8 protein-coding genes and 1 rRNA gene are annotated in these 10,101 nt (G+C 73.8%); 4 read left to right on the top strand and 5 right to left on the bottom strand.

The features are described from left to right. Together rrf and ACFYOU_RS08635 are read left to right on the top strand one after the other, a co-directional pair. Positions 1-90: ribosomal RNA gene (gene rrf, locus ACFYOU_RS08640) — 5S ribosomal RNA — on the top strand; the annotation flags it as partial. A 116-nt stretch (positions 91-206) separates the two neighbouring features. Next, positions 207-632 (top strand): VOC family protein, encoded by a 426-nt coding sequence (locus ACFYOU_RS08635; RefSeq protein ID WP_391304203.1) that lies wholly within the window; start codon positions 207-209, stop codon positions 630-632. 13 nt (positions 633-645) lie between these two features. Here the strand turns inward: ACFYOU_RS08635 and ACFYOU_RS08630 are convergent, their stop codons facing one another. From ACFYOU_RS08630 to ACFYOU_RS08610, 5 genes are read right to left on the bottom strand one after another with little or no spacing between them, the layout of a single operon-like run. Next, positions 646-1,956 (bottom strand): DUF58 domain-containing protein, encoded by a 1,311-nt coding sequence (locus tag ACFYOU_RS08630; protein WP_391304202.1) that lies wholly within the window; start codon positions 1,954-1,956, stop codon positions 646-648. A gap of 11 nt (positions 1,957-1,967) precedes the next feature. Continuing rightward, positions 1,968-2,957 (bottom strand): AAA family ATPase, encoded by a 990-nt coding sequence (locus ACFYOU_RS08625; protein WP_391304201.1) that lies wholly within the window; start codon positions 2,955-2,957, stop codon positions 1,968-1,970. Continuing rightward, entirely contained in the window at positions 2,957-4,261 is a 1,305-nt protein-coding gene (locus ACFYOU_RS08620) for a DUF4350 domain-containing protein (RefSeq protein ID WP_391304200.1), read from the bottom strand. The genes ACFYOU_RS08625 and ACFYOU_RS08620 overlap by 1 nt, the downstream gene beginning before the upstream one ends. Then, positions 4,258-5,007: a DUF4129 domain-containing protein gene (locus ACFYOU_RS08615; RefSeq protein WP_391304199.1), complete on the bottom strand. Its 750-nt coding sequence runs from the start codon at positions 5,005-5,007 to the stop codon at positions 4,258-4,260. Before ACFYOU_RS08615 ends, ACFYOU_RS08620 begins: the two co-directional genes overlap by 4 nt. Positions 5,008-5,012: 5 nt before the next feature. Beyond that, positions 5,013-6,338, bottom strand: coding sequence for a hypothetical protein (locus ACFYOU_RS08610; RefSeq protein ID WP_391304198.1), 1,326 nt, complete (start codon positions 6,336-6,338; stop codon positions 5,013-5,015). Between the two features lie 617 nt (positions 6,339-6,955). Here ACFYOU_RS08610 and mtrA point away from each other — a divergent pair. Continuing rightward, a complete protein-coding gene (gene mtrA, locus ACFYOU_RS08605) occupies positions 6,956-7,645 on the top strand; it encodes a two-component system response regulator MtrA (RefSeq protein ID WP_385486775.1) in 690 nt (229 codons plus the stop codon). Position 7,646: 1 nt separating this feature from the next. Beyond that, a complete protein-coding gene (gene mtrB / locus ACFYOU_RS08600) occupies positions 7,647-10,037 on the top strand; it encodes an MtrAB system histidine kinase MtrB (RefSeq protein ID WP_391304197.1) in 2,391 nt (796 codons plus the stop codon). Positions 10,038-10,101 lie beyond the last annotated feature (64 nt).

Here is a 10,101-nt window from a genome sequence, read left to right as displayed (position 1 = left end):
CCCGGTTACATTCCGAACCCGGAAGCTAAGCCTCACAGCGCCGATGGTACTGCAGGGGGGACCCTGTGGGAGAGTAGGACGCCGCCGAACAAATTGTGAATAAGAGAGCTGTGGGCTCTGGAGGTTGATTCCTCCGGGGCCCGCAGCTCTTTTTGCGTTCCGGGCCTTCCGGGCCCTGTTGGAGGGCCCCCTGTTAGGGTGCGCCTGTGTCAGCCATCAAACAGTTCCAGGTCACCTTCGACTGCGCGGACCCCGAACGCGTCGCCCGCTTCTGGTGCGAGGTACTGGGGTACGTCGTAGTGCCGCCGACGGGGTTCGCCACATGGGGCGACTTCAACCGTTCCCAGTTTCCTGACGATCAGGGTGAGTGGTTCGCCTGTGGTGATCCCTCGGGTGTGGGGCCGCGGCTCTTCTTCCAGCGTGTTCCCGAGGGCAAGGTCGTCAAGAACCGGGTGCACCTCGATGTGCGGGTCGGCACCGGGCTCGTGGGCGAGGAACGCCTCGCCGCGCTCGAAGCCGAGTGCGCGCGACTGCTCCCGCTCGGTGCGGTGCGCCTGCAACTCCTGTACGACGGCACCGATTCGTGCATCCTGATGCAGGACGTCGAGGGCAACGAGTTCTGCCTCGACTGAGCGACCTCCAAGCTCAGAGGCGGCCGGCTGCCTTCAGGGCCAGATAGGCGTCCGCCAGCGCGGGGGCCAGGGCGTCGGGGGTCGCGTCGACGACGGTCACACCGTGACGGCCCAGGCGTTCGGCCGTCCGTCGCCGTTCCTCCTGGGCCTGCGCCGCCGCAGCCGCCTCGTACACCGCGTCGACCGTCCCCCGGGCCTTCGCCATGGCCGCGATGTGCGGGTCCGCCACGGCGGCCAGCACGACGGTGTGCCGTCGGGTGAGTTGGGGGAGGAGCGGGAGCAGGCCCTCCTCGATCGGTGCCGCGTCCAGGCCCGTCAGCAGCACGATCAGCGAGCGTCGCGGTGCGCAGCGCAACGCGGTCGCGGTCAGGCCCCGTGCGTCCGTCTCGACGAGTTCCGGCTCCAGGGTGGCCATGGCGTTCACCAGGGCCGGCAGCAGCTTCCCGCCGGTCTTGCCCTGCACGAGGGCGCGCACCCGGCGGTCGTGGGCGAGCAGGTCGACGCGGTCACCCGCGCGGGACGCGAGGGCGGCGAGGAGCAGTGCCGCGTCCATGGAGGCGTCCAGGCGGGGGGCGTCGCCCACGCGGCCCGCCGAGGTGCGTCCGGTGTCGAGGACCAGCAGGATGTGGCGGTCGCGTTCGGGACGCCAGGTACGGACGGCGACGGAGGAGTTCTGTGCGGTCGCCCGCCAGTCGATGGAGCGGGTGTCGTCACCGGGCACGTACTCGCGGAGGCTGTCGAACTCGGTGCCCTCACCGCGGGTCAGCACACTGGTGCGGCCGTCCAGTTCGCGGAGTCGGGCCAGTTTGGACGGCAGGTGCTTGCGGCTGTGGAACGGCGGCAGCACCCGTACCGTCCAGGGCACCTCGTGGGAGCCCTGGCGGGCGAACAGGCCGAGGGGGCCGTAGGAGCGGATGGTGACGCGGTCGGCCCGGCGGTCACCGCGGCGGGTGGGGAGCAACCGGGTGGTGACGCGGCGGCGTTCGCCGGGCGGCACGGTGAGCCGGTGCCGGGACGCGTCGGTTTCGGTGCCCGGTCGCCAGGTGCTCGGGGGCCAGGCGTCGCGGAGCCGGGCGCGCAGCGGGCGTCCGCCGGGGTTGGTGACGGTCAGAGTGACCTCCGCGGGGTCGCCGAGGCGCACGGAGGTGTCCCCGGAGCGCGTCAGCCCCAGGCGGCGCACGGGGGCGGCGAGCGCGAAGTCGCAGGCGCAGGCGAGCGCCAGGGGGGTGTTGACGGCGAGGACGCCCGTCCAGCTCGGGTCCCAGAGGCCGACGGGCAGGGTGCCGAGGGCCGCCAGCAGGGCGGCGCGTCCGGTGAAGGCCATGGGTCCTCGGTTCAGCGGGGTACGGGGACGTGGGCGAGGATCGAGGTGATGACGGAGTCCGCGGTCACGCCCTCCATCTCCGCTTCGGGACGCAACTGCACCCGGTGCCGCAGGGTGGGCAGGGCCAGGGCCTTCACGTCGTCGGGGGTGACGTAGTCGCGGCCGGTGAGCCAGGCCCAGGCGCGGGCCGTCGACAGGAGGGCGGTGGCGCCGCGGGGGGAGGCCCCGAGGGTCAGGGACGGCGAGTCGCGGGTGGCGCGGCAGATGTCGACGACGTAGGCCGCGATCTCCGGGGAGACGGAGGTCTTGGCGACGGCGTCACGGGCGGTTTCCAGCGCGGCGGCGTCGGCGACGGGGCGTACGCCGGCGGCGTGCAGGTCGCGCGGGTTGAAGCCGGCGGCGTGGCGGCGCAGGACGTCGATCTCGTCCTGCCGTTCGGGCAGCGGGACCGTCAGTTTCAGCAGGAAGCGGTCCAGTTGGGCCTCGGGCAGGGGGTAGGTGCCTTCGTACTCGACGGGGTTCTGGGTCGCTGCGACGAGGAACGGGTCCGGGAGGGCGCGCGGGGTGCCGTCGACGGTGACCTGGCGTTCCTCCATGGCTTCGAGGAGGGCCGACTGGGTCTTCGGCGGGGTGCGGTTGATCTCGTCGGCGAGGAGGAGGTTCGTGAAGACGGGGCCGGGCTGGAAGGAGAACTCGGTGCTGCGGGCGTCGTAGACGAGGGAGCCGGTGATGTCGCTCGGCATCAGGTCGGGGGTGAACTGGACGCGTTTGGTGTCGAGTTCCAGGGATGCGGCGAGGGCCCTGACGAGGAGGGTCTTGGCGACGCCGGGGACGCCTTCGAGGAGGACGTGGCCGCGGCACAGGAGGGCGACGACCAGGCCGGTGACGGCGGAGTCCTGACCGACCACGGCCTTGGCGATCTCGGTGCGCAGGGCCTCCAGGGAGGCGCGGGCGTCGCGGGGATCTCCGGTGGTACCGGCGTTGTCAGTGGTCGGGTCCATCATGAAGTGCGTACCTCTCTTTCGAGGGCGTCGAGTTGGTCGGCGAGGGTGAGGAGGGCCGCGTCGTCGCCCGGGGGCGGCCCGAAGAGCAGGGTGTGCAGGTCGGGTGCGGTGGCTCCGGTGCGGTCGGTCCGGGCGGACAGCGCGGGGAGCAGGGATGCGGGGGTGTGCGCGAGGGTGGGCGGGACGCCGAGGAGGGGTGCGAGGCGGCTGCGGGTGGCGGACCGGAGGGCGGCCGAGGCGCGGTCGCGGGCGTTGGCCTTGCGGTAGAGACGGGCGCGGCCTTCGGCGGTTTCGGAGGCCCGGATCGCGACGGGGAGGCGTTCGGGGACGAGGGGGCCGAGTCGGCGTGCCCGCCAGAGGGCGACGAGGGCCATGGCGATGCCCAGTTGGAGGGTGGCCCAGCGCCAGCCGGACGGGACGAGGTCGGTGAAGCTGCGGTCACCGGCCCCGAGGGCGTCGTCGGAGAGCGTGGGGAGGTACCAGACCAGGTGGGGTCGGGAGCCGAGGAGTTGCAGGGCGAGGGAGGCGTTGCCGTGTTCGTCGAGCCGGTCGTTGTGGAGGAGGTCCGGGGCGCCGATGACGACGGTGTCCGCGCTGCGTGCGCCGGTCGTCCCGTCGGTGCCGTCGGTGCCGTTGGGGGGTTGCGTCGTCCGGTCGTCCGGTGCGGTGTTCGGGAGGCTGACCAGGGTGGGCAGGCCGTCGCTGGGGTAGCAGGTGCGGGCGTCGGGGGCGGTGACGCGGTAGCGGTGGCCGCCGGTGTCGGCGTTGCCCGCGCGATCGGCGGCGGGCAGGGCGCACTGCGGGTCGAGGGTCCGGTCGATGCTGGGGGAGACGTCGACGGTGACGCCGGGTGCGAGGGTGCCGGCGGAGGGGCCGGGGGCGACCAGGACGGTGCGTCCGCCGGAGCGTTCGGTGGCGGTGCGCAGGCGCTGCTGCTGGACTTCGCCGAGCAGGTCGGGGCCGGCCACCAGCAGGGTGGTGTCGGGGCCGGTGGCGGCGACCGCCTCGTCGGTGGTGGTGACGACCCGGGTGTCGACGCCACGGTCGGCGAGGAGTTCGGCGACGGCGAGGCTGCCGAGGGGTTCGGCGGAGCGGGGGTCGAGCTGTCCGCGTTGGGCGCCGGAGCGCACCAGGGCGATGGTGACGGCGGCGACGAGGAGGACCGCCAGGCCGATCAGCAGTCCGCGGGAGCCCGTCCACACCTGGCGGACGGTCAGGGAGGCCGAGGTGGACGGGCCGGCCGGGGCAGCAGGCGGGTCGGTCGGGTCGGTCGGCGCGGTCGGGGGCGTGGTCGGGGTCATGCGGCGCCCCCTCGGGTCCGGTCGGCGTCGGGGCCGGCGGGGTGGCCGGCGGTGGCCGCGCCCGTGAGGACGGGTCGGGTGCGCTGGAGTTCGGTGTCGAGTTCCGCGAGCCGTGCGTACCCGGCGCCGTCGGTGGTGCGCGCGCCGTACGTCACGTCGTCGAAGGCGCGGGCGGCGTCCCGTAGCCGGTCGGCGTGGGCGGGCAGCGGGCGGCCCGCTTCGGCGGCGGCCTCGTCGGCGGTGCGACCGGGCCGGGCGTCGAGCAGGGCCCGTTCCTCCAGGGACCGGACCACGGCGCGCATCCGTTCCTGGAGGGCCGGGTTCCAGTCGCCGCGGGCCGCGTGGGCCTCGGCGGCGGCCCGGTGTTCGGCGGCGCTGCGCGGCACCTCGCCGAAGAGGGGCGCCGAGGTGACGGGCGTACGGGTGGGGGAGCCCAGGCGCCACCACAGGGCGGCGACGAGCGCGACGACGAAGAGCAGCAGGACGACCAGTCCGGCGGCGCCGCCGGGGGTGGCCCCGGCAGCGGCGCCGAACAGGTCGTCGATCCAGTCGAGGAACGCGTCCAGGGCCCGTTGGAACAGGCTCGGGGCGTGTTCCTGGTACACGGGCCTGGACAGTTCGTCCTCGGCGGCTTCCCGCGCCGGGTCGCGCGGGATCGTCAGCGGTGGTGCGTCGTCGCCGGCGAGCAGGCCCCGCCGTGCCCCCACCGGTGGCGTGGTGGTGAGCGTTCCCCCCGTCGCGCCCACGGGCGTCAGTGCCCCGGGGCCGGGCCGCCGGTGGCGGTGCCCTGGTCGGGTACGCCCGCCGCGCGGGCCAGTTCGAGGTCGAGGCCCTCGCGACGGATGCGCTGGTCGATGTAGAGGAGCACGGTGATGCCGGCGGTGACGGGGAACGTCAACGTGGACGCGACGACCGCGCCCACCCCGCTGATGATGAGGAACGTCCAGCTGCCGCCGCTGGTGCTGAGGAGCCCGGACGCGCCGCCGCCGTCGACGATCGCGGCGATGACGGTGAACGGGATGGCGATGATCGAGGCGAGGATGTTCGCGAGGACGCCCGCGAGGAGGGTGATGCCGAAGATCCGCCACCAGGCGCCCTGCACCAGCTTCAAGGAGCGGCCCATCGACTTGCCGAGGCCCTGCTTCTCCAACATGAGGGCGGGCGAGGCGAGCGACAGGCGGATCATCATCCAGATGGCGACGACGAGTGCGGCGAGACCGCCGAGGACGGCGAGCAGCACGCCGTTGCCGCCGTTGACGGAGACGAGGATGCCGGGTGTCACGCCGATGCCGACGATGCCGACGGGGATCACCAGCAACAGCAGCGTCAGCCCGAAGAGGCGGGGCAGCTGGGGCCGGGCGTCCGCCCACGCTTCGGCGGTGGACACCGGCTTGCCGAGCACCGCGCGGCTGGTGACCATCGTCAGCAGGGCGGTGGCGAAGATCGTGCCGAGCAGGGTGATCACGAGTATCGCGCCCAGGCTGGCGAAGACGCCCACCAGGGCCTCGCCGACCTCCTCGACGGAGGCGCTGGAGTCGTCCAGGGCGGTCGTGTCTATCTCGTTGAGGAGGTACCCCTGAGCCAGGACGGCCACGACCTGGGTGACCACGGAGACGGTCAGCGCGATGCCGAGGACGGTGCGCCAGTAGGTGCGCATGGTGGAGACGGTGCCGTCGAGGAGTTCGCCGACGCCGAGCGGGCGCAGCGGGATCACCCCGGGCTTCGCGAAGTGCGGGCGCCCCTGCCAGCCCCAACCGGGACCTGGCTGACCCGGCGCTCCCCAGCCGGGGCCGCCGCCCGGTCCGGGGCCGCCCCAGCCCGGGCCCGCGGGGCCCTGGCCGCCCCAGCCGGGGGCGCCGGGCTGCTGACCCTGTGGCGGCGGGGGCTGGGTCGGACCGCCCTGGCCGGTACCCGGAGCGGACCAGTCGCCGGCGGGCGGCTGCTCCTTCGACCACTTCGAGGCAGGACCCGCTGCGTCCGTCGGACCGTCCGCGGGCTCGCCGGGGCGCCCGGCGCCGCGGTCGTCGCCGTCGGAGGAGGCGGATCCGGGCGAGGCCCAGCCCGGAGTGTCGTTCATCGTCGCTCCTTGTTCGTCGCGGTCCGCGGGTGCGGGGGCGGTGAAGCAGCCATCGTGCCACGACGGGCCGCCGGGCGGACCGGGTGGACCGGACGCCCCGTGACCGGTAGACCTTCACTGTCGGACGGGGAAGGGACGGACGGGGCGGATGGCCGATCAGCACGGGCCGCGGAACGGGGACGTCCGCGGCGGCGCGAGCCGGCCCTCCGGCCGACGGTTCGGCGACGGACGCGATGGGGAGCTATCCGCTCACGGCGTTCGTACGGTGCCCGTGGGCGCCGTTCCCCGAGCGGTGCCCCCCGCACCACCAGGAGCCGCCCCGGCACGCCGTACGGGGCTGTTCCCGGAGCGGGAGCGGCGGTTCGTCCCGTACGGTGCCCGAGATCCGGGCGCCGCACCGGACGGCGGGGGTGAACCGCGAACGAACGACGGACGACGGGGTGCCGGGGTTACGGTCCGGGGCCCGTCGTCCCTCCACGGTCCGCCCGCCGTGGAGAGTCGGTGACCGGCCGTCCGGCCGGTCACCGCGCAGGTGGGCGCCTCGTCGCCCACCGTCACAGCACCGGCACGCGCCGGTCTGTGTGTCAGGTCACGCCAGGTAACGATGAGCTAATGGGATGATGTCGTTTATGAAGGGACGAGTCCTTGTCGTCGACGACGACACAGCACTGGCCGAGATGCTCGGCATCGTGCTGCGTGGTGAAGGTTTTGAACCGTCGTTCGTCGCAGACGGCGACAAGGCGCTGGCCGCCTTCCGGGAGGCCAAGCCGGATCTGGTCCTCCTCGATCTGATGCTGCCCGGCCGCGACGGCATCGAGGTGTGCCGTCTGATCAGGGCGGAATCCGGAGTACCGATCGTCATGCTCACAGCAAAGAGCGACACGGTCGACGTCGTCGTGGGCCTGGAGTCCGGCGCCGACGACTACATCATCAAGCCCTTCAAGCCGAAGGAGCTCGTCGCCCGGATCCGGGCCCGACTGCGGCGCTCGGAAGAACCCGCACCGGAACAGCTGGCCATCGGGGACCTCGTCATCGACGTCGCCGGTCACTCGGTGAAGCGGGACGGCCAGTCCATCGCCCTGACCCCGCTGGAGTTCGACCTGCTGGTCGCGCTCGCCCGCAAGCCGTGGCAGGTGTTCACCCGTGAGGTCCTGCTGGAGCAGGTCTGGGGCTACCGGCACGCCGCGGACACCCGACTCGTCAACGTCCACGTGCAGCGGCTGCGCTCCAAGGTCGAGCAGGACCCCGAGCGCCCCGAGATCGTGGTGACCGTGCGCGGCGTCGGCTACAAGGCCGGACCCAGCTGACATGCCCGGGGACGACAGCACCGTCTCGGCCCCGGCACCCGGTGTTCCGGGTGCCGGGGCCGCCCGGCCTGTCGCCCGGAACACCCCGCGCGCCCGGCTCCGGCAGCTCCTCGACAGCGGACTCCTGCTCCAGGGAGGCGTCCAGGGCAGCCCCGTCCTGAGGCTCTTCGCCCGCTGGGTGCGCCGCCCGCTGCTGCCCGCCCTGCGGCTGTGGCGCCGCAACATCCAACTCAAGGTCGTCGTGACGACCCTGCTGATGTCCCTCGGCGTCGTGCTGCTGCTCGGCTTCGTCGTCATCGGCCAGGTCCGCAACGGCCTCCTCGAAGCCAAGTCCACGGCCTCCCAGAGCCAGGCCACCGGCGGGTTCCAGGACGCCGACTCCCGCGCCAGGTCCGCCGGCGAGGCCGCCCCCGAGGGCGGCGCCCCGGACGGGCCGCCCGGACAGAACGCCGCGATCTGGCTCAACGACCTCGTCCAACAGCTGTCCAGCAGCGGACAGGGCGCCTTCAACGTCGTCACCCTCTCGCCGCTCGACGACGACGCCGGCACCGGCACCGGCACCGGAACGGGCACCGGCAGCGCCCGCGCCCCCCGCGGCTCCGGCAACGTCGACGCGGCAGCCAGCGTCCCCGCGACCCTGCGCGAACGCGTCGACAACCACACCGGCGCCTCGCAGAGCTACACCCGCATCGTCTACAACGATGGCCGCCCCTCCCAGCCGGGCCTCGCCATCGGCAAGCAGCTCAGCAGCCCGCAGACCGACCGCTACGAGCTGTACTACCTCTTCCCGCTGACCCAGGAGGAGAAGTCCCTCAGCCTGGTCAAGGGCACCCTCGCCACCGCCGGGCTCTTCGTCGTCGTCCTCCTCGGCGCCATCGCCTGGCTCGTCGTGCGGCAGGTCGTCACCCCCGTCCGCATGGCCGCGGGCATCGCCGAACGGCTCTCCGCCGGGCACCTCCAGGAACGCATGAAGGTCACCGGCGAGGACGACATCGCCCGCCTGGGCGAAGCGTTCAACAAGATGGCGCAGAACCTCCAACTCAAGATCCAGCAGCTGGAAGAGCTCTCCCGCATGCAGCGCCGGTTCGTGTCCGACGTCTCCCACGAACTGCGCACCCCCCTCACCACCGTGCGGATGGCCGCCGACGTCATCCACGAGGCCCGCGAGGACTTCGACCCCGTCACCGCCCGCTCCGCGGAACTCCTCGCCGACCAGCTCGACCGGTTCGAGGCACTGCTCGCCGACCTGCTGGAGATCAGCCGGTTCGACGCGGGCGCCGCGGCCCTGGAGGCCGAGCCGATAGATCTGCGCGAGGTCGTCCGCCGGGTCGTCGGCGGCGCCGAACCCCTCGCCGAGCGCAAGGGCACCCGGGTACGGGTCGTCGGCGACCAACAGCCCGTCGTCGCGGAGGCCGACGCCCGACGCGTCGAGCGGGTCCTGCGCAACCTCGTCGTCAACGCCGTCGAACACGGCGAGGGCCGCGACGTCGTGGTCCGGCTCGCCACCGCGGGCGGCGCGGTCGCCGTCGCCGTGCGCGACTACGGCGTCGGACTCAAGCCCGGCGAGGCCACCCGCGTCTTCAGCCGCTTCTGGCGCGCCGACCCGGCCCGGGCGCGCACCACCGGCGGAACCGGCCTCGGCCTGTCGATCGCCCTGGAGGACGCACGGCTGCACGGCGGCTGGCTCCAGGCGTGGGGCGAGCCCGGCGGCGGCTCCCAGTTCCGGTTGACCCTGCCCCGCACCGCCGACGAGGCGCTGCGCGGCTCCCCGATACCGCTGGAACCCGAGGACTCACGACGCAACCGGGACTCACGACGCAACCGGGACGCGGGACCGACCGCAGCGGCGACGACCGGCGGCGCCCCGACCGGCGGCCGGCCGACCGCGGGCATGCTGACGACCGTACCGGCGCAGGGCGCCACCGGATCGGGCACCGGCGTCGAACGGCCCGGGGTCTCCGGGATATCCGGGGTCGCCGGGATATCGGGCATGCCGTCCCCGCCGCCGCGCTGCGGCCCGGCCGTGGACCCGGCGGCCCTCCCCAGCAACGGCGCCCGGGTCGTCCCCCGCCCGACCGACCCGCCACGCGGCGACACCGTCCCGAACGAGACCGCTCGGAACGAGTCCCCTCGGAACGAGGCCGTTCAGTACAAGAAGCTGGGAGGCGGGACCTCCCGGAACGGGGCCGCGCCCGGGGGTGGGCGCGCACGAACGGCGCACGGCGGAGCGACGGCCGGCACGGCGCTGGACGACACGGCGCTGGACGGCACGGCACTGGACGGCACGGCACTGGACGACGCGGACGACGTAGCCGGTGCGACCAGCGCCGCCGGTGCGGCCGGTGCGGTGAGCGCGGACAACACGGCGAACGGGGAGGGGGCCCGTGGCTGAGCCCGGACCACGGCGAGGTCGCGGCGCACGAGGGGCCCGGACCCGATGGCGCGGCACCGTCCTG

The sequence above is a fragment of the Streptomyces sp. NPDC005955 genome, assembly GCF_042871255.1.
Classification (GTDB): Bacteria; Actinomycetota; Actinomycetes; order Streptomycetales; family Streptomycetaceae; genus Streptomyces.
The sequence above is the reverse complement of the archived record's forward strand: the minus strand, read 5'-3'. Positions and strand labels throughout refer to the sequence as shown.

What these genes read in the sequence shown, in the direction of transcription:
- ACFYOU_RS08625 (WP_391304201.1), bottom strand. Translation starts at nt 2,957, where the DNA reads ATGGACCCGACCACTGACAACGCCGGTACCACCGGAGATCCCCGCGAC.
- ACFYOU_RS08610 (WP_391304198.1), bottom strand. Translation starts at nt 6,338, where the DNA reads ATGAACGACACTCCGGGCTGGGCCTCGCCCGGATCCGCCTCCTCCGAC.
- mtrA (WP_385486775.1), top strand. Translation starts at nt 6,956, where the DNA reads ATGATGTCGTTTATGAAGGGACGAGTCCTTGTCGTCGACGACGACACA.
- mtrB (WP_391304197.1), top strand. Translation starts at nt 7,647, where the DNA reads ATGCCCGGGGACGACAGCACCGTCTCGGCCCCGGCACCCGGTGTTCCG.
- ACFYOU_RS08630 (WP_391304202.1), bottom strand. Translation starts at nt 1,956, where the DNA reads ATGGCCTTCACCGGACGCGCCGCCCTGCTGGCGGCCCTCGGCACCCTG.
- ACFYOU_RS08620 (WP_391304200.1), bottom strand. Translation starts at nt 4,261, where the DNA reads ATGACCCCGACCACGCCCCCGACCGCGCCGACCGACCCGACCGACCCG.